Origin of the sequence: Streptomyces sp. NPDC051172 (assembly GCF_040682555.1) — a bacterium.
In the GTDB taxonomy this organism is placed as follows: Bacteria; Actinomycetota; Actinomycetes; order Streptomycetales; family Streptomycetaceae; genus Streptomyces.
In genome coordinates, this window is sequence record NZ_JBFBBE010000044.1 from 39,346 (window position 1) to 60,282 (window position 20,937).

2 protein-coding genes are annotated in these 20,937 nt (G+C 75.3%); both read left to right on the plus strand.

All coding sequences use genetic code 11. From position 1 onward, the window contains the following. Positions 1 to 16 precede the first annotated feature (16 nt). The gene (locus AB0N07_RS25505; RefSeq protein WP_365838780.1) at positions 17 to 14,821 is read left to right on the plus strand and encodes a type I polyketide synthase; all 14,805 of its coding nucleotides are present in this window, start codon (positions 17 to 19) and stop codon (positions 14,819 to 14,821) included. Positions 14,822 to 14,854: 33 nt separating this feature from the next. Next, entirely contained in the window at positions 14,855 to 20,932 is a 6,078-nt protein-coding gene (locus AB0N07_RS25510; protein WP_365838782.1) for a type I polyketide synthase, read from the plus strand. The last annotated feature ends 5 nt before the right edge of the window (positions 20,933 to 20,937 follow it).

A 20,937-nucleotide genomic window follows, 5' to 3' on the forward strand; every position in this document is an offset into this window, starting at 1 on the left:
AAGGCGAGGATGCCCAGTGAGCGAGCACGGCGAGAACAACGAGCAGCGTCTGCGCGACTACCTCAACCGCGTGACCATCGATCTCCAGCAGACCCGCAGGCGGCTGCGCGAGGCCGAGGAACGGCACCGTGAGCCCATCGCGATCACCGCGATGAGCTGCCACTTCCCCGGCGGGGTGCGCAGCCCCGAGGACCTGTGGGAGCTGGTCGCCGCCGGCCGTGACACCATCGCAGGGATGCCGGCCGACCGGGGCTGGGAGGTCGGCGCGCTGGCCTCTTCCGGAGTACCCGTGCAGGGTGCGTTCCTCGACGACCCGGCCGGCTTCGACCCCGACTTCTTCGGGATCTCGCCGCGCGAGGCCCTCGCCATGGACCCCCAGCAGCGGCTGATGCTGCAGTCCTGCTGGGAGGCGGTCGAGCGGGCCGGCATCGACCCCCTGTCGCTGCGCGGCAGCCGCACCGGCGTGTTCGCCGCCTCCATCGACCAGGGCTACATGTCCCTGGCCGACGGCGCGCCGGAGGCGGTCCGGGGCTTCTTGATGACCGGCAACGCGGTCAGCGTCATGTCCGGCCGGGTGTCGTACGTCATGGGCCTGGAGGGCCCCTCCGTCACCGTCGACACCGCCTGCTCCGCCTCCCTCGTCGCCCTGCACCTCGCGGCCCACTCCCTTCGCAACGACGAGTGCTCGCTGGCGCTCGTCGGCGGCGTCAACGTCATGGCCCTGCCCGGGGCGTTCGTCGAGATCGCCCGGCAGGGCGGCCTCGCCGCCGACGGCCGCAGCAAGCCCTTCGCCGCGGCGGCCGACGGCACCGGCTGGGGCGAGGGCGTCGCCGTCCTCCTCGTCGAACGCCTCCGTGACGCCCAGGCAGCCGGCCGCCCCGTCCTCGCCGTACTGCGGGGCAGCGCCATCAACCAGGACGGTGCCAGCAACGGCCTCACCGCCCCCAACGGGCCCTCCCAGCAGCGCGTCATCCGGGCCGCCCTGCAGGACGCGGGCCTGACGCCCGCCGACGTCGACGTCGTCGAGGCGCACGGCACCGGCACCCGGCTCGGCGACCCGATCGAGGCCGACGCCCTGCTCGCCGCCTACGGCCAGGAGCGCCCCGAGGAACGGCCGCTGTGGCTGGGCTCCGTCAAGTCGAACATCGGCCACACCCAGGCGGCCGCCGGTCTGGCCGGCGTCATCAAGATGGTCATGGCGATCCGGCACGGCGTCCTGCCCCAGACCCTGCACGTGGACGCCCCCACCCCGCACGTCGACTGGAGTTCCGGCGCCGTACGGCTGCTCGCGGAGGCCCGCGACTGGCCGGGCACCGGGGCGCCGCGCCGCGCGGGGGTGTCCTCGTTCGGCATGAGCGGCACCAACGCCCACGTCCTGATCGAGGAGGCCCCGGCCGTCGAGACCGACGCCGAGGTCACCCCGGCCGCGGGCGGCGGCACCGTGCCCTGGCCGCTGGCCGCCCGCACCCCCGACGCGCTGCGCGACCAGGCCGTCCGACTCGCCGCATGGCTCGCCGACCACCGGGACGTACGCCCCGCCGACGTCGGCCACTCCCTGGCCACCACCCGCTCCGCCTTCGAACACCGGGCCGTGGTCGTCGCCGACGACGCGGACGGCTTCCGACGCGGCCTCGCCGCCGTGGCCGCCGGCGGCAGCGCCCCCGAGACCGTCGTGGGCCGCACCGGCGCGGGCGACGGCAAGACGGTGTTCGTCTTCCCGGGACAGGGCGGTCAGTGGGAGGGCATGGCCCGCGCCCTGCTCGCCGAGTCACCGGTGTTCGCCGCCCGCATGGCCGAGTGCGAGCAGGCCCTCGCACCCCACCTGGACTGGTCGCTGTCGGCCGTCGTCCGGGGCGAGCCGGACGCCCCCAGCCTGCAGCGCATCGACGTCGTCCAGCCCGTCCTGTTCGCCGTGATGGTCTCCCTGGCCGCCCTCTGGCAGTCGTACGGCGTCGAACCCGACGCCGTCGTCGGCCACTCCCAGGGCGAGATCGCCGCCGCGTACGTGGCGGGCGCCCTCTCCCTGGAGGACGCCGCCCGGATCGTCGCCGTCCGCAGCCGCGCCCAGCGCGAGCTGTCCGGCACCGGCGGCATGGCCTCCGTCGCGCTGCCCGCCGACGCCCTGCGCGAGCGGCTGCGCCCCTTCGACGACCGGCTGTCCGTCGCCGCCGTCAACGGCCCCGCATCCGCCGTGGTCGCGGGCGACCCCGAGGCACTGGAGGAGTTCCTGACGGGCTGCGAGGCCGACGGGACACGGGTGCGGCGCGTCGCCGCCGACGTCGCCGGCCACTCCGCCCACATGGACCCGCTGCGCGAGGGTGTCCTCACCGCCCTGGCCCCGGTCCGGCCGCGCGCCTCCCGCATCCCGTTCTGCTCCACGGTGACCGGGGCCCTGCTGGACACCCGCACCCTGGACGCCGCCTACTGGTTCGCCAACATGCGGCAGACGGTCGAATTCGACACCGCCGTACGGACCCTGGCCGACCAGGGGCACACCGTCTTCCTGGAGGTCGGCCCGCACCCGGTCCTCACCGTCCCGACGCAGGACATCGTCGACGACCTCGCCGACCCCGACGCGGCCGTCCCCGTCCCGCCCACGCTCGTCACCGGCACCCTGCGCCGCGACGAGGGCGGCCTGCGCCGGATGCTCACGGCACTCGCCGAAGCGCACGTGGCGGGCGTGCGGGTGGACTGGCAGGCCGTGTACGAGGGCCACGGGCCCCGGCGGGTCGACCTGCCCACGTACGCCTTCCAGAACCGGCGCTTCTGGCTGGAACCGGAAACCCCGGCAGGTACCGGTGCCGTCGCCGACGACCCCGCCGACGCCGCCTTCTGGGCCGCGGTCGAGCGCGAGGACGTCGCCGCCGTCGCCGCCACGCTCGGAGTCGCGGCCGACACCTGGAGCGACGTCCTGCCCGCCCTCGCCGACTGGCGCCGACGCCGCCGCGACGCTTCCGTGCTGGACCGCTGGCGCTACCACATCACCTGGCAGCGGCACACCGTACGGCCCACCGCACCCCTGCACGGCCTCTGGCCGGTCCTCGTCCCAGAAGACCGGGCCGACGACCCCGTCGTGACCCACGTCGTGGACGCGCTGCGGCAGCGGGGCGCCGAGACCCGCGTCGTGGCCCTCGACGCCTCGCACACCGACCGGGCCCGGCTCACCGAGACCCTGCGCCCCCACCTGGCGGACCAACCGGCCGGATTCCTCTCCCTGTTGGCCCTGGACGAGCGCCCGCACCCCGGTCTGCCCGCCCTGCCCACCGGTCTGGCCCTGACCACCACCGTCGTCCAGGTGCTGGACCGGGCCGCGACCGGGGCCCGCGTGTGGTGCACCACGACGGGTGCCGTCGCGGTCCGCGCGGGCGAGCCCGTGCCCCACCCCGTACAGGCCCTCGTATGGGGTCTCGGCCGGACCGCCGCACTCGAACACCCCGGCCTGTGGGGCGGGTTGATCGACCTCCCTCAGAGCTGCGGCGAACGCGCGGCCCTGCACCTCGCCGACGTCCTCGCCGGCGCCGGCGAGGAGGACCAGGTGGCCGTACGGCCCTCCGGCATCCACGTCCGCCGGCTCGAACGCGCACCCGTCGGCGGCGACACGCCGAACCCCTGGCAGCCTCGGGGCACCGTGCTCGTCACCGGCGGCACCGGCGGACTCGGCGCCCACGCCGCCCGCCGGCTCGCCCGCGGCGGCGCCGAGCATCTCGTCCTGGTCAGCCGACGCGGCGCCGAGGCCCCCGGTGCCGGGGAACTGGCCGCCGAACTCACCGAACTCGGCGTCGGCGTCACCCTCGCGGCCTGCGACATCACCGACCGCCAAGCCCTGTCCGACCTGGTCGACCGGCTCTCCGACGAGGGCCGCCGCATGGACGCCGTCCTGCACACCGCCGCCGCGGCCCAGTTGCTGTCCCTGCGCGACGAGAACCCGGCGACGATGAACGCCACCCTGGCCGCCAAGGTCCAGGGCGCCGCCAACCTGGACGCGGTGTTCGCCGAGGCCGACCTGGACGCCTTCGTCCTGTACTCCTCCGTCTCGGGAACCTGGGGGAGCGCCGACCACTCCGCCTACGCCGCCGGCAACGCCTACCTCGACGCACTCGCCGGCCACCGCCGCGGACGCGGCCTGAAGGCCACCTCGATCGTGTGGGGCATCTGGAGCGCCGAGGGCGGCGGCCTGGCCACCGGCGACCTGGAGCAGCAACTGCTCCAGCGCGGCATCCCGTTCATGAACCCGCGCCTCGCGGTCACCGGACTCCAGCGGGCCCTGGACGACGACGAGACCGTGGTCGTGGTCGCCGACGTGGACTGGGCGCGTTTCGTGCCCGTCTTCACCTCCGTGCGCCCGAGCCCCCTCATCGCCTCACTGCCCGACGTCCGCGCGCTTGCCACCGCCGAGGAACCGGACGAGGAGGACCCCACCGACGGCGCGTCCGCCCTGCGCCGCAGCCTCGCCGGGCTGTCCGAGGCGGACGTCCGGCGCACCCTGCTCGAACTCGTCCGCACGCATGCGAGCGCGGTCCTCGGCCATGACTCCGCCGACGCGGTCCTGCCCGACCGGGCCTTCCGCGAGCTGGGCTTCGACTCCCTCATCGCCGTCGAGATGCGCAACCGGCTCAACACGGCCACCGGCCTGCGGCTGCGCGCCACGGTCGTCTTCGACTACCCCACCGCCGGCCTGCTCGCCGAGCACCTGCGGACCGAACTGCTCGGCCTCGCACCGGCCCCGGTGGCCGAACCGGAGACCAGGGCCCATGCCGAACCCGACGAGCCCATCGCCGTCGTCGCCATGAGCTGCCGCTTCCCCGGCGGCATCGACACCCCCGAACGGCTGTGGCAGCTGCTTCAGGACGGCGGCGAGGTGCTGTCGGGCATGCCCACCGACCGCGGCTGGCCACTGGAGCGGCTCTACCACCCCGACCCCGACCACCAGGGCACCTCCTACGTCCGCGAAGGCAGCTTCCTGCACGACGCCGGCGACTTCGACCCCGCCTTCTTCGGGATATCGCCGCGCGAGGCCGTCGCCATGGACCCCCAGCAGCGGCTGCTCCTCGAGACCTCCTGGGAGACCGTCGAACGCGCCGGCATCGACCCGGGCACCCTGCGCACCACCCGCACCGGCGTCTTCGTCGGCCTCAACTACCAGGACTACACCTCCCTCGCGGGCACGTCCCCGGAGGGCGGCGAGGGCCACCTGGTCGCCGGGGGAGCGGCGAGCGTCGTCTCCGGCCGCGTCGCCTACACCCTCGGCCTGGAGGGCCCGGCGGTCACCGTCGACACCGCCTGCTCCTCCTCCCTCGTCGCCATCCACCTCGCGGCCCAGGGCCTGCGCGGCGGCGACTGCTCGCTCGCGCTGGCCGGCGGGGTGGCCGTGATGGCCACCCCGGGCGTCTTCGTCGGTTTCTCCCGGCAGCGCGGCCTCGCCGCCGACGGCCGCTGCAAGGCCTTCGGCGCGGGCGCCGACGGCATGGGTCTCGCCGAGGGCGCCGGCGTGGTCCTCCTCGAACGTCTCTCGGACGCCCGCCGCAACGGCCACCCCGTCCTCGCGGTGCTGCGTGGCTCGGCCGTCAACCAGGACGGCGCCAGCAACGGCCTGTCCGCCCCCAACGGCCTCGCCCAGCAACGCGTCATCCGCCAGGCCCTGGCCAACGCCCACGTCACGGCAGCCGACGTCGACGTCGTCGAGACCCACGGCACCGGCACCACCCTCGGCGACCCCATCGAGGCCGACGCCCTGCTCGCCACCTACGGCCAGGAGCGCCCGCACGGGCGACCGCTGTGGATAGGTGCCCTGAAGTCCAACATCGGGCACACCCAGGCCGCGTCCGGCGTCGCCGGCGTCATCAAGACCGTCCTCGCCCTGCGCCACGGCGTCCTGCCCCGCACCCTGCACGCCGACGAGCCCTCCCCGCACGTCGACTGGGACTCCGGGGACGTCGCCCTGCTGACCGAGGCCCGCCCGTGGCCCGAGACCGGCGAGCCCCGCCGGGCCGGCATCTCCTCCTTCGGATTCAGCGGTACGAACGTCCACGCCATCCTGGAGGAGGCCCCGCCCGAGACCGAGCCGACCGAGAGCGGGGACGTCCCCGGCACCCTGCCCTGGATCCTGTCGGCCAGGTCGCCGCGCGCGCTCGCCCGCCAGGCGGAGCGGCTGCGTGACCGGCTCACCGGTCCGGGCGCCCCGGAACTCCTCGACGCCGCCTGGACCCTGGCGACCGGCCGCACCCCCTTCGAGCACCGCGCCGTGGTCGTCGGCACCGATCCGCTGGCCGCCCTCGACGCCCTCGCCGCGGACGGGGAGAGCCCCGGGCTGGTCCGCGGCACCGCCGACACCGACGGCCGCCGCGTCTTCGTCTTCCCCGGCCAGGGCGCACAGTGGGCCGGCATGGCGGTCGAACTCCTCGACTCCTGCCCGGTGTTCGCTGCCGCCCTCGCCGACTGCGAGCGCGCTCTCGCCCCGCACGTCGACTGGTCGCTTCAGGCCGTCCTGCGCGGCGAGGAGGGCACGCCCCCCTTCGAGCGGGTGGACGTCGTCCAGCCCGCGCTGTGGGCCGTGATGGTGTCGCTGGCCGCCCTGTGGCGTTCCTGGGGCGTCGAGCCCGACGCCGTGCTCGGGCACAGCCAGGGCGAGATCGCCGCGGCCGTCGTCGCCGGAGCGCTGTCCCTGGAGGACGGCGCCCAGGTGGTGGCGCTGCGCAGCCGCGCGATCCTCGCCCTCGCCGGACACGGCGGCATGCTGTCCCTCGCCGTCCCGCGCGAGCGGGCCGCCGAACTCGTCGCGGGCCGGGCCGACTTGTCCTTGGCAGCCGTCAACGGTCCCTCGGCCGTGGTCGTTTCGGGCACCCCTGAGGCGATGGCCGAACTCCAGGCCGCCTGCGAGGCCGACGGCGTCCGCGCCCGCATGGTGGCGGTCGACTACGCCTCCCATTCGGCCCAGGTCGAGCGGATCCGTGAGGAACTGCTCACCATGCTCGACGGCATCCGCCCGGCCACCGGGGACGTGCCCCTGTTCTCCACCCTCACCGGGGACTGGCTGGACACGGCGACCATGGACGCCGACTACTGGTACCGCAACCTGCGCGAGACCGTCGAGTTCGACGCCGCCGTCACCGCCCTCGCCGCCCAGGGACACGAGATATTCGTCGAGGTCTCGCCACACCCCGTACTGACCATGTCCGTCCAGGAGTCCCTCGACACCGCCGACGCCCCGCAGGCCGTCGTGACCGGAACTCTGCGGCGCGGCGAGGGCGGCCTCGCCCGCGCGCTCTCCTCGGCCGCCGAACTGTGGGTGCGCGGAGTGCCCGTCGCCTGGCCGGTGCTGTTCGACAACTCCGGCGCCCGCCACGCCGACCTGCCCACCTACCCGTTCGAGCACCGGCGTTTCTGGCTACGGCCCGCGGAGCCGGCGGCCACCGCCACGCAGACGAGCGACGACACCGAGTTCTGGGACATCGTGGAGAGCGCCGACCCCGTCGCCGCCTTCACCGGCCTGGAGGTCGACGCCGACGCACTCGGCCGGGTGCTGCCCGCGCTGGGCGACTGGCGCCGCCGCAGGCGAGAGACCGCCACCGTCGAGAGCTGGCGCTACCGCGTCGACTGGCAGCCGGTCCCCGAGCCCTCCTCGGCCCGCCTGTCAGGTGTCTGGCTGGTCGCCGTGCCCGAGGACCATGAGGCGGACCCCCCGGTCCGCGACACGGTGGAGGCCCTCGCGGAGGCAGGCGCGCAGCCGGTCACCGTGCGGCTCGGCGCCGCCGACGCCGACCGCCCGGCCCTCGCCGCGAAACTCGCCGACACCCTCGACGGGCGCGAGCCCCAAGGCGTCCTCTCCCTCGTCGCCCTCGCCGGACGGCCGCACGCCCTTCACCCCGCCGTCTCCACCGGCGCCGCGCTGACCCTCGTCCTGGTGCAGGCGCTCGGCGACCTCGGCATCGACGCCCCGCTGTGGTGCGCCACCCGAGGCGGCGTCTCCACTGGCCCCGCCGACCCGCTCACCGCCCACGACCAGGCGCTGACCTGGGGCACCGGTATGGTGGCCGGCCTCGAACACGCGAACCGCTGGGGCGGCCTGATCGACCTGCCGGCCGCCCTCAGCACCCCGGCCCGCGAACGGCTGCGCGCCGTCCTGGCCGGTGCGACCGGCGAGGACCAACTCGCCCTGCGCACCTCGGGCCTGTTCGCCCGCCGCCTGGTGCGCGCGCCCCGCCTGCCCGGCGCCGAGTCCCGGCCGGCCTGGCGGCCCCGTGGCACCGTCCTGGTCACGGGCGGCACCGGCGCCCTCGGCCCCCACCTCGCCCGCTGGCTCGCCCACGGCGGCGCCGAACACCTGGTCCTGCCCGGCCGGCGCGGTGGCGACGTTCCCGGCGCCGCCGAACTGCGCGCCGAATTGGCGGAGTTGGGTACCGGCCTCACCCTGCCCACCTGCGACGTCGCCGACCGCGACCAGGTGGCCCGGCTGCTGGCCGAACTCGACGCCCAGGGCACCCCGGTCACCGCGGTCTTCCACGCCGCCGCCTACATCCAGCTGGCCTCCCTCGACGACACTCCGCTCGACGCCTTCGCCGAAGTCGTCGCCGCCAAGGCGGAGGGCGCCCGGCACCTCGACGAACTCCTCGACCGCGAACTCGACGCCTTCGTGCTGTTCTCCTCCATCGCCGGTGTGTGGGGCAGCAGCAACCACGCCGCCTACACGGCCGGAAACGCCTACCTCGACGCCCTGGCCGAGCACCGCCGGGCCCGCGGTCTGAAGGCCACCAGCGTCGACTGGGGCGTGTGGGCCGCGGCCAACCCGTGGGCCGTCCGCGAGACCGTCGACGACTCCGACTTCTACCGTGTGCAGAAGCAGGGCCTGCCGCTCATCGAGCCCGACCGTGCGCTCACCGGGCTGCAGCAGGCCCTCGACGACGACGAGAGCGTCATCGCTCTCGCCAACGTCGACTGGGAGCAGTTCGCCGCCGTCTTCACCTCCGTACGCCCCAGCCGCCTGCTCACCGGCATCCCCGAGGTCAGGCGCCAACTGGAGGAGGCGCAGGCACCCGCGACGGACTCCACCGCCCCCGCCGCGTCCGTCTTCCGCGAGCGCCTGACCGGGCTGCCCGAGGCCGAGCAGCGCCGGGTCACCCTCGACCTGGTGCGCGGCCACGCGGCGGCCGTCCTCGGCCACGACTCGCCCGAGGAACTGCGGCCCGGCCGGGCCTTCCAGGAACTCGGGTTCGACTCGCTCACCGCCGTCGAACTCCGCAACCGCCTGCGCACCGCCACCGGCCTCCCGCTGCCCGCCACCCTCGTCTTCGACTACCCCTCCGCGGCCGTCCTGGCCGACCACGTCCGCGCCGAGGTGCTGGGTGAACAGGCGGTTTCCGCCGCCCCCTTGGCGGTGTCCGCGGCCGCCGACGACCCCGTCGCGATCGTCGCCATGGGCTGCCGCTTCCCCGGCCAGGTGCACACCCCCGAGGAGCTGTGGGAGGTACTGGCGGCGGGCGCGGACCTCGTCTCCGAGTTCCCCGGCGACCGCAACTGGCCGCTGGAGACCCTCTTCGACCCCGACCCCGACCGGCCCGGCACCTCCTACGTCCGCCACGGCGGATTCCTGCACGACGCGGGCGAGTTCGACGCCGACTTCTTCGGGATATCGCCGCGCGAGGCCCTCGCCATGGACCCCCAGCAGCGGCTGCTCCTGGAGACCACCTGGGAGACCCTCGAACGGGCCGGCCTCGACCCGGAACGCCTGCGCGGCAGCGACACCGGCGTCTTCACCGGCGTCAACTACCAGGACTACGGCGCCTCCGTCGCCCAGACCCAGGAGAACGAGGGCCACCTCCTCACCGGCAGCGCCGCCAGCGTCATCTCCGGCCGGATCTCCTACACCCTCGGCCTGGAGGGACCCGCCGTCACCGTCGACACGGCGTGCTCCGCCTCCCTGGTCGCCCTCCACATCGCCGCGCAGGCCCTGCGCTCCGGGGACTGCTCGCTCGCCCTGGCCGGAGGCGTCGCGGTGATGTCGACACCGGGCGCCATCATCAGCTTCGCCCGCCAGCGCGGCCTCGCCGCCGACGGCCGCTGCAAGGCGTTCTCCGATGCCGCCGACGGCATGGGCATGGCCGAGGGCGTCGGCGTGATCCTGCTGGAGCGGCTGTCCGACGCGCGGCGCAACGGGCACCCCGTGCTGGCCGTCCTGCGCGGCTCCGCCGTCAACCAGGACGGCGCCAGCAACGGCCTCACCGCGCCCAACGGCCCCTCCCAGCAGCGGGTCATCCGGGCCGCCCTGGCCAACGCCCGGCTCACCGCGGCCGAGGTCGACGTCGTCGAGGCGCACGGCACCGGCACCAGGCTGGGCGACCCGATCGAGGCCCAGGCGCTGCTCGCGACGTACGGCAGGGAACGTGACGGGGGCCGACCGCTGCTGATCGGCTCCCTGAAGTCGAACATCGGCCACACCCAGGCCGCCGCCGGTGTGGCCGGAGTCATCAAGACCGTCCTCGCCCTCCGGCACGGCCAGGTGCCGCCCACCCTCCACGCGGAGCGGCGCTCCACCGAGGTCGACTGGACGGCCGGCGCCGTCGAGGTGGTCACCGAGCCGACGCCATGGCCGCGGACCGGCCGGCCGCGCCGCGCGGGCGTGTCCGCGTTCGGCATGAGCGGCACCAACGTCCACGCCATCATCGAGGAGGCCCCCGCACCGGAGCCCGTGGCGCCCCCGCAGTCCACGCCCTCCGGCGCCGTGGCCTGGCCCCTGTCCGCCAAGTCGCCGGACGCTCTGAGCGGCCAGGCCCGGCGGCTCGCCGCACACCTGGCCTCGGCGCCCGACACCCCGGCCCCCGGCGTCGCGGCCACCCTCGCAGGCCGGACCGCGTTCGAACACCGGGCCGTCCTCGTCGGCGACTCCGGCCGGCTGCCCGACGTCCTCACCGCACTCGCCGACGCCGCGAGCGCCCCCGAGCTGGTACGCGGCTTCGCCGACACCGAGGGCCGTACGGTGTTCGTCTTCCCGGGGCAGGGGTCGCAGTGGGCGGGGATGGCGGCCGAGTTGCTGGATTCGTCGCCGGTGTTCGCGGCGCGGATGGGTGAGTGTGAGGCGGCGTTGGCGCCGTTCGTGGAGTGGTCGTTGACGGAGGCGGTGCGGTCGGGTCGGGCTTGGGAGGGCGCGGACGTGGTCCAGCCTGCTCTGTTCGCGGTGATGGTGTCGTTGGCGCAGGTGTGGCGGTCGTTCGGGGTCGTTCCCGATGCGGTGGTGGGGCACAGTCAGGGGGAGATCGCGGCCGCGGTGGTGGCGGGTGCGCTGTCGTTGGAGGACGGGGCACGGGTCGTCGCGCTGCGCAGCCGGGCATTGGGTGCGCTGGCCGGACGCGGCGGCATGGTCTCCCTCGCGCTGCCGGAGACGGAGGCCCGGGCGGCCATCGCCCCCTGGGCCGACGCCCTGTCCGTGGCCGCGCTCAACGGCCCCGCCGCGACCGTCGTAGCCGGAGACGCGGACGCCGTGACCGTTCTGCTCGCCGACTGCGAGGCCAAGGACATACGGGCTCGCCGCATCGACGTCGACTACGCCTCCCACTCCGACCATGTCGAGGAGATCCACGGCGTACTCATGGAGGCGCTGGCCGGGCTCACGCCCACCGAGGCCGACGTGCCCCTGTACTCCCCGGTCGACGGCTGCTGGCTCGACACCACCCGGATGCACGCCGACTACTGGTACCGCAACCTGCGCGAGACCGTCGGCTTTGAACCCGCCGTACGCGCCCTGGCCACCGAGGGCTTCACCTCCTTCGTCGAGGTCAGCCCGCACCCGGTGCTCACCATGGCGGTCGAGGAGACCGTCGAGGCCGCCGGACGCACCGCCGTGGCCGTCGGCTCGCTCCGCCGGGACGAGGGCGGCGCGCACCGCATGCTGCGCTCCGCCGCCGAACTGTGGGTGCGCGGCGGCACGGTCGACTGGGCCGCCGCATCCGCCGACGCCGCCCCGGTGCCGCTGCCGACCTACGCCTTCCAGCGCCGCCACTTCTGGATCAAGCCCCCGGCCCCGCTGCCCGCCGGGCCAGGCGCCACCGGCCACCCGCTCCTCACCGCCGCCGTCGAGGTCGCCGGCACCGGCGAGATCCTCCTCACCGGCAGCCTCTCGACCCGGACCCACCCCTGGCTGGCCGACCACGCCGTCTCCGGCGTGATCCTGCTGCCGGGCACCGGGTTCGTCGAGATGGCCGTGCGCGCAGCGGACGAGGCGGGCTGCCCGCAGGTCGAGGAACTGACCCTGCAAGCACCACTGGTGCTCGACCGGGACGAGGTGGTGCACGTCCAGGTCCGGGTCGGCGCCCCCGACGACGACGGCCGCCGCAGCCTCGGAGTCTTCTCGCGCGGCGAGGACGACCCGGGTGCCTGGACCGGCCACGCGGCCGGCGTCCTCGCCCCGGAACTCCACCACGTCCCTTCTGCGCTCACTGCCTCCACATGGCCCCCCGCCGGCGCGGAACCGGTCCCGGTCGACGGCCTCTACGAGCGCTTCGCGGACTCCGGCTACGGCTACGGCCCCGCCTTCCACGGCCTGCGCACCGCCTGGCGCCTCGGCGACGACATCTACGCCGAGGTCGGGTTGCCCGAGGACCAGCGGGACCGGGCCGCAGCGTTCGGGCTCCACCCGGCACTGCTCGACGCCGCCCTGCACGGCCTGTGGCTCACCACCCCCGGCGGCACCGCCCAGACCGACGAACCCGGCACCGCACGGCTGCCCTTCTCCTGGGGGGCCGTCCGGCTGCACGCCTCGGGCGCCACCGAACTGCGCGTCCGGCTCAGCTACGACGACACCGGCTCCATCGCCCTGTCCGCGGCCGACCCCACCGGACAACCCGTCGCCGAGGTGGGAGCGCTGGCCGTGCGGGCCGTCTCCTTCGACGCCCTGCGGCGCGCCCGGGACAGCCGCCAGGACTCGCTGTTCCGGCTCGACTGGACCCTCCTGCCCGCCACGACCCAGCCGCCGAGCGGCCGCTGGGTCTCCCTCGGAGCCGAAACGCTGCTGCCCGAGACCCACCCCGAACTCGCCGCGCTCACCGCCGCCGTCGAGGCCGGCGCCCCCGTGCCCGACACCGTCGTCACCGCGCTTCCCGCGGGCGGCGACAGCGCGGACGCGGCCCGCAGCGGGCTCACCGCCGTGCTGCAACTGCTGCAGGACTGGCTGGCCGACGACCGCTGGGCCGACACCCGCCTCGTCCTGGTCACCCGGGGCGCCGTCGCCACGGCACCCGGAGACGACATCGGCGACCTGACGGCGGCGGCGGTCTGGGGACTCGTGCGCTCCGCGCAGTCCGAACATCCCGGCCGGATCGTGCTCCTCGACACCGACGGCGACACCGAGGCAGGTCTCGACGTCCCGGCCATCGCCGCCGCCCTGGCCGCGGGCGAGACGCAACTCGCCCTGCAGGACGGGCGGTTGCTCGCGCCGCGGCTCGCCCGGGTCGCCGGCGCCGAGACCGGGACAGGAACCACGAAGCCCTGGGACCCCGACGGCACGGTCCTCGTCACCGGCGCCTTCGGCGTCCTCGGCGCACTGGTCGCCCGGCACCTGGTCACCGAGCACGGAGTCCGCAGGCTGCTGCTGACCGGACGCCGCGGCCCCGACACCGCCGAGGCGCGGGAACTGGTCGGCGAACTCACCGCCCTGGGCGCCCACGTCGACGCGCGGGCCTGCGACGCCGCCGACCGCGAGGCCCTCGCCGCCCTCCTCGCCGGCATACCCGACGCCCACCCGTTGACCGCCGTCGTCCACTCGGCCGGCGTCCTCGACGACGGAGTCATCGGCTCCCTCACCCCGGAACGGATCGACCGTGTGCTGCGCCCCAAGGCCGACGCGGCCCTGAACCTGCACGACCTCACCGAGCACCTGCCGCTGACCGCGTTCGTCCTCTTCTCGTCCGCCTCCGGCACCGTCGGCAGCTCCGGGCAGGGCAACTACGCGGCGGCCAACGCCTTCCTCGACGCCCTCGCCCGGCGCCGCCGCGCCCGGGGACTGCCCGCCCAGTCGCTCGCCTGGGGCATGTGGGCCGAGCGCAGTGCGCTGACCGGAACGCTCGACGAGGTGGACCTGCGACGGTTGGCCCGGGGCGGCGTGGCTGCCCTCTCCAACGAGGAGGGCCTGAGCCTGTTCGACACCGCGCTCGCACTGGACGAGCCGGCACTCGTACCCGTCCGGCTCGACCTGGCCCGCGTGGCGGCCCGGGCGGCCACGGCCGGCGTACCGCCACTCTTCCGCGAGCTGGTCCGTGTCCCCGCACGCCGCACCGCCGCCACGGGCGCCGGTGCCGCCGAGGAAGCGGACCTGCTGCGCCGCCGGCTGACCGGACTGTCCGCCGACGACACCCGGGCCGCCCTCACCGACCTGGTGTGCGCCCACGTCGCCGACGTGCTCGGACACTCCGGCGCCGCGGCCATCGACCCCGAACGCGCCTTCCGGCAGCTCGGCTTCGACTCGCTGACGGCCGTGGAGCTGCGCAACCGGCTCGGCGCCGCCACCGGGCTGCGCCTCCCGGCCACCCTCGTTTTCGACTACCCCAGCCCGGCCGAGGTCGCCGGTTACTGCGCCGAGCGCCTCGCCCCGGCGGTTCCCACGGTCACCGAGAACGCCGGACCGGCCGACGACGACATCGCCCGCATGGTGTCGGCCATCCCGGTCGCCGCACTGCGCCGCTCGGGGCTGCTGGACGCGCTCCTGCGGCTCGCCGGACCCGCACTCCACGAGAACGGCGCCGCGGAGGAAGCCCCGTCCGTCGACCGCGCCGAGGAGATCGCGGACATGGGCGTCGACGACCTCGTACGCCTCGCCATGGGAGGCGAGCGTGCCTGAGCCCCGACCGACCCGGACGAAAGGGGGAGCACGATGACTGACGACAAGGTCGTGGCGGCGCTGCGCACCTCGCTCCAGGAGACCGAGCGGCTGCGCGACGAGAACCTGCGGCTGCGGCGGCAGCGCGAGCAGGCCGGCGAGCCCGTCGCCGTCGTCGCCATGAGCTGCCGCTTCCCCGGCGGTGTCAGTACCCCGGAGCAGCTGTGGCAGTTGCTCGTCGACGAGCGGGACGCCGTCACGGGGTTCCCCGCCGACCGGGGCTGGGACCTCGCAGGCCTCTACGACCCCGACCCCGACAACCCCGGCACCACCAGCACCCAGGAGGGCGGCTTCCTGCACGATGCCTGCGCCTTCGACGCCGAGTTCTTCGGCATCTCGCCGCGCGAGGCGCTGGCCATGGACCCCCAGCAGCGGCTCCTGCTGGAGACCTGCTGGGAGGCCGTCGAACGCGGCGGCATCGACCCGCTGTCGCTGCGCGGCAGCCGCACCGGCGTCTACGCAGGCGTCATGTACAACGAGTACGGGGCCCGGCTGCCCAGCATGCCGCCCGAGGTGGAGGCGTTCATCGGCACCGGGACCGTGCCCAGCGTGGTCACCGGCCGCATCGCCTACACCTTCGGCCTCGAGGGGCCGGCGGTGACCCTCGACACCGCCTGCTCGTCCTCCCTCGTCGCCCTCCACCTCGCCTGCCAGGCGCTGCGCGGCGGGGAGATCTCCCTCGCGCTCGCCGGCGGGGTCACCGTGATGTCCACGCCCAGCCTCTACGTGGGCTTCAGCCGCCAGCGCGGGCTGGCACCGGACGGGCGCTGCAAGTCCTTCGCCGCTGCGGCCGACGGCGCCGGTTTCGGCGAGGGTGTCGGCGTCCTGCTCCTGGAGCGGCTGTCGGACGCCCGCCGCAACGGGCACCCGGTGCTGGCCCTCGTACGGGGCTCGGCCGTCAACCAGGACGGCGCCAGCAACGGCATGACCGCGCCCAACGGGCCCTCCCAGCAACGCGTGATCCGCCAGGCGCTCGCCTCGGCGGGCCTGAGCGGCGCCGAGGTGGACGCGGTGGAGGCACACGGCACCGGCACCCGGCTCGGTGACCCGATCGAGGCGCAGGCCCTGCTCGCCACCTACGGTCAGGACCGGCCCGCCGACCGGCCGCTGCTGCTCGGCTCCCTCAAGTCCAACCTCACGCACACCCAGGCCGCCGCCGGCGTCGGCGGCATCATGAAGATGGTGCTGGCCATGCGCCACGGCCTGCTGCCGCGCACCCTGCACATCGACGCGCCGACCCCCCAGGTCGACTGGAGCGAGGGCCACATCGCCCTCCTCACCGAGGCCCGCGCCTGGCCCGACACCGGACATCCGCGCCGGGCCGCCGTGTCCTCCTTCGGGGCGAGCGGCACCAACGCGCACGCAGTGCTGGAGGAAGCACCGTCCGAGGAGCCCCGCGAGCCGGCCGAGCCCGCCGGGTCCGGTCCGGTCGTCTGGCCCCTGTCCGCCAAGAACCCGGCCGCCCTGCGCGCCCAGGCCGCCGCCCTCCACGCCCACCTGGAGGCGGACCCCGGCATCCGTCCGGCGGACGTCGGCCACTCCCTCGCCTCCGGCCGCTCCCTCTTCACCGACCGCGCGGTCGTGGCCGGCAGCGGCCGCACCGAACTCCTCGACGGGCTCGCCGCACTCGCCGCCGGACGGCCGCACCCGGCGGTCGCCACCGGCCGCGCGCTGCCCGGCCGCAAAGCCGTCTTCGTCTTCCCCGGCCTGGGCTCCCAGTGGCCCGGCATGGCGGCCGAACTCCTGGACGCCTCACCGGTGTTCGCGGCCCGACTCGCCGAGTGCGAACAGGCCCTCGCCCCGTACGTGGACTGGTCCGTCGCCGATGTCCTGCGCCGCGTGCCCGGCGCGCCGGAGCTGGACCCGGTGGAGGTGGTCCAGCCCGTCCTGTTCTCCGTGATGGTGTCCCTGGCCGCCGTATGGCGCTCCTACGGCGTCGAGCCCGCCGCGGTAGTCGGCCACAGCCAGGGCGAGGTGGCCGCGGCCTGTGTGGCCGGCGCCCTCAGCCTGCCGGACGCCGCCCGCGTGGTCGCCCTGCGCAGCCGTGCTCTGGCCGGTCTCACCGGCGCGGGCGGCATGGCCACCGTCCTGATGTCGCCCGACGAGCTCGCCCCCCACTTGGAGCGCCGGTCCGGCAAGGTGACCGTCGCCGCCGTCAACGGCCCTCGGGTGCTGGTCGTCGCGGGCCCCGGCGACGAGGTCGCGGGCCTCGTCGACTACCTGACCGGCGAGGGCATGATGGCGTGGACCATGCCGGTGGCCTACGCCTCGCACTCCGACGACGTCGAGGCGGTGCGCGACCGGCTGCGCGAGGACCTGTCCGGGCTGACGTCCCGCGTCCCCGAGGTCCCCATGATGTCCACGGTGGACGCCGACTGGGCGGGCCCCGGCACTCTCACCCACGACTACTGGTACCGCAACCTGCGCCACACCGTCCGCTTCCACGAGGCCGTGCGGGCGCTGCTGGACGCCGGTCACCGCACCTTCGTGGAGATCAGCCCGCACCCCCTGCTCACCTACGGCATCGCCGACACGGCAGCGGACGCCGGCGCCGACGACACGGCCGTCCTCGCCACCCTCCAGCGCGACGACGGCGGCCCGTGCCGCATGCTGCTGGCGCTCGGCGAGGCCCAGACCCAGGGGCTGCCCGTCCACTGGGACCGGCTCTTCGACGGTACCGGCGCCCGTCGCACCGACCTGCCGACGTACGCCTTCCAGCGCACCCACTACTGGCTCGACGTCCCCGTCCCGGTGGGCGACCCGGTCTCGGCCGGCCAGAAGGCCACCGGCCACCCCCTGCTCCCGGCCGTCGTCGACCTGCCCGACGGCGAGGGCACGGTCCTCACCGGCCGCATCTCCCTGCGCACCCACCCGTGGCTGGCCGACCATGCCGTTGCCGGAACCGCGCTGCTGCCCGGCGTGGGGTTCCTGGAGATGGCCGCCCACGCCGCCGCGCACGTCGGGTGCGCCACGGTGGAGGAACTCACCCTGGCCGCACCGCTGGTCCTGACCGACGACGCCCGTCGGCTGCGCCTCACCGTCAGCGCCCCCGGCCCGGACGGACGCCGCGAGATCGGAGTCCACTCGGCCTCCGACGACGAACCGTGGCAGCGCCACGCCACGGGTGTCCTCGTCCCACAGCCCGCGCCCGCACCGGACGACGGCCTCTTCCGGGGACGCGGCGAGGAGGCGGAGAAACTCGACATCGACGGGCTCTACGACGACTTCGAGGCCGTGGGCGTCCACTACGGTCCGCTGTTCCGCGGCCTGCGTGCCGCCTGGCGCGTCGGCACCGAGATCCACGCCGAGGTCGCCCTGCCCGAGCCCGGTCACCACGGATTCGCCGTCCACCCCGCGCTGCTGGACGCAGCGCTCCAGACCGTCGGCCTGCGCCCGGACGCACGGGACGGCTCCCCGGGCGTACCGCTGCCGTTCTCCTGGCACGGCGTGACGCTGCGCGAGAGCGGCGAGTCGGCGCTCACCGCGGTCCTGCGGCCCGTCGGCGAGGACGGCGACGCCGTATCGGTCCTGGTCGCCGACAGCAGCGGGCGCCCGGTGCTGACGGTCGGCCGGCTGGTCCTGCGGTCCGGCACGTCCGGCGCGCCCGGTGCCGTGGCGCGTTCGCTGTTCGCGCTCGACTGGACGGCCCTGGTCGCCGTCCCGCCCGAGTCCGAGGTCCGCACCGCCGTCCTCGGCTCGGTCGACGAGGCGACGGACGTCGCCCTGCTGCCGTGCCCGCCGTCCGGCAACGGCCCGCAGGCCGCGCGCGCCGCGCTCACGGACGTCCTGCGGCAGCTCAAGGAGTGGCTGGCCGACCCCCACCGCGCGGACACACCCCTGGTCGTGCTCACACAGGGCGCCGTGGACCTGGGCGAGGTCCCGGTGGACGTCGCAGGCGCCGCCGTATGGGGGCTGCTGCGCACCGCCCAGCTGGAGCACCCCGGCCGGTTCGTGCTCCTGGACACCGACGGCGGCGAGGGCCTTCAAAAAGCCCTGGTGACGGCCCTGAACGGCGACGAACCCCAACTCGCACTGCGCGGCGGCACACTCCACGCACCGCGCCTGGTGCGCGCCACCGCCCCCGCGGCCGAGACACCCGCCTTCGACCCCGACGGCACCGTCCTCGTCACCGGAGGCGGCGGCACCCTCGGCGGACTCGTCGCCCGACACCTCGTCACCGCACACGGAGCCCGGCACCTGCTGCTTCTCGGCCGGAGCGTCACCCCCGCCGTGACGGGGCTCGCCGAAGAACTGCGCGCCGCGGGCTGCCGGGTCACCGTCGCCGCCTGCGACGTGGCCGACCGCGCCGCGCTGACCGCCGTGCTCGACGCGGTGCCGCCGGAGCACCCGTTGACCGCGGTCGTCCACACGGCCGGCGCGCTGGCGGACGGCGTGCTCGCGGACCTGACGGACGATCGGCTCGACACCGTCCTGCGGCCCAAGGCCGACGGGGCCTGGAACCTGCACGAGCTCACGCGGGACCAGAACCTGTCGGCCTTCGTGCTGTTCTCGTCGTCCGCCGGTGTCTTCGGCAGTCCCGGCCAGGCCGCCTACGCCGCCGCGAACGGCTTCACCGACGCCCTCGCCGCTCTCCGCCGGCGCGCGGGACTGCCCGCCCTCTCCCTGGCCTGGGGCCTGTGGGAGCAGCGCACCGGCCTGACCACCGGCCTCTCGGACACCGACCGGCGGCGCATGGCGCGGGCCGGCATCCGCGCCCTGACCACCGAGGAGGGCCTGGCGCTGTTCGACGCGGCACCGGCGGCCGGGCGCCCGCTTGTGGTGCCCGTCGGCCTCGAACCGGCGGCCCATCGCCACGGCCCCGTACCGCCGTTGTTGCGTGCGCTGGTGCGCCCCGGCCCCCGGCGCGCCGCGTCCGTGGCGACCGAGCCGGACCTGCGCCCGCGGCTCGCCGCCCTGCCGGAGGCGGAGCGGGACGCGATGCTGCTGCGCCTGGTACGTGCCCAGGCGGCCGAGGTGCTCGGGCACAGCGACCCCGAGGCCCTGGCCCCCGGGGACGCCTTCCTGGAGCGGGGATTCGACTCGCTCACCGCGGTCGAACTGCGCAACCGGCTCGCGGCGGCGCTCGACCTGCGGCTGCGCCCCACCGTCGTCCTGGACAGCCGCACCCCGGCACGGCTGGCGCAGCGCCTCGCGGCGGAACTCGCCGCCACCACCAAGACCGGACCGACGGCCACCGAACCCGGACCTGACCCGGTCAGCGCCCTGTTCCGGCAGGCCTGCGACCTCGGCCGCGCACACGACGGCATCCAGTTGCTGCAACAGGCCGCCCGGCTGCGCCCGGACTTCCGCTCCGGAGCCGGCCTGCTCGACTCGGGTGAGCGGCGCCCCGAACTGCTGCGGCTCCACCAGCGTGCGGACGCGCCCGAACTCGTCTGCTTCGCCTCCGTCGTGGCCCTCGGCGGAGCCCACCAGTACAGCAGGTTCGCCGCCGCCTTCGAGGGCCGCTACGGAGTCAGCGCCCTGGACGCGCCCGGCTTCGCCGCCGACGAGCCGCTGCCCGCGGACCTGGACGCCCTGCTGGAGTTCCAGACCGGACTCGTCCTGCGGCACCTGGGCGACCGCCCGAAGGTACTGCTCGGCTCCTCCTCCGGCGGCACCCTCGCCTACGCGGCCGCCGCCCGCATGGAGGAGATGGGCGCCGGACCGGCGGCCGTCGTGCTGCTCGACACCTACCTCTCCGGCGACGCGGCGATGACCCAGTTCGACGACGTGCTGGTGCGCGGCATGTTCGAACGCGAGGACCGGGCAGCCCCCATGGACGGCGCCCGGCTGACCGCCATGGGCCGCTACTTCCAGCTCCTCGACGACTGGGCACCACCCCCGGTCCAGGCGCCCGTCCTGCTGGTGCGGGCATCGGAACCGATCGCCGAACCGGCGTCGGACAGCACCGTCGACTGGCGGGCCTCCTGGCCGACCGCGCACCGCGTCGTCGACGTACCCGGAAACCACTGGTCGATGCTCGAGCAGCATCTGCCCGCCACCGCCGACGCCGTCCGGACATGGCTGGACTCCGTCCTCCCCGACACCACCCCCGACCCCCGAAGCGAGTAGGCGGC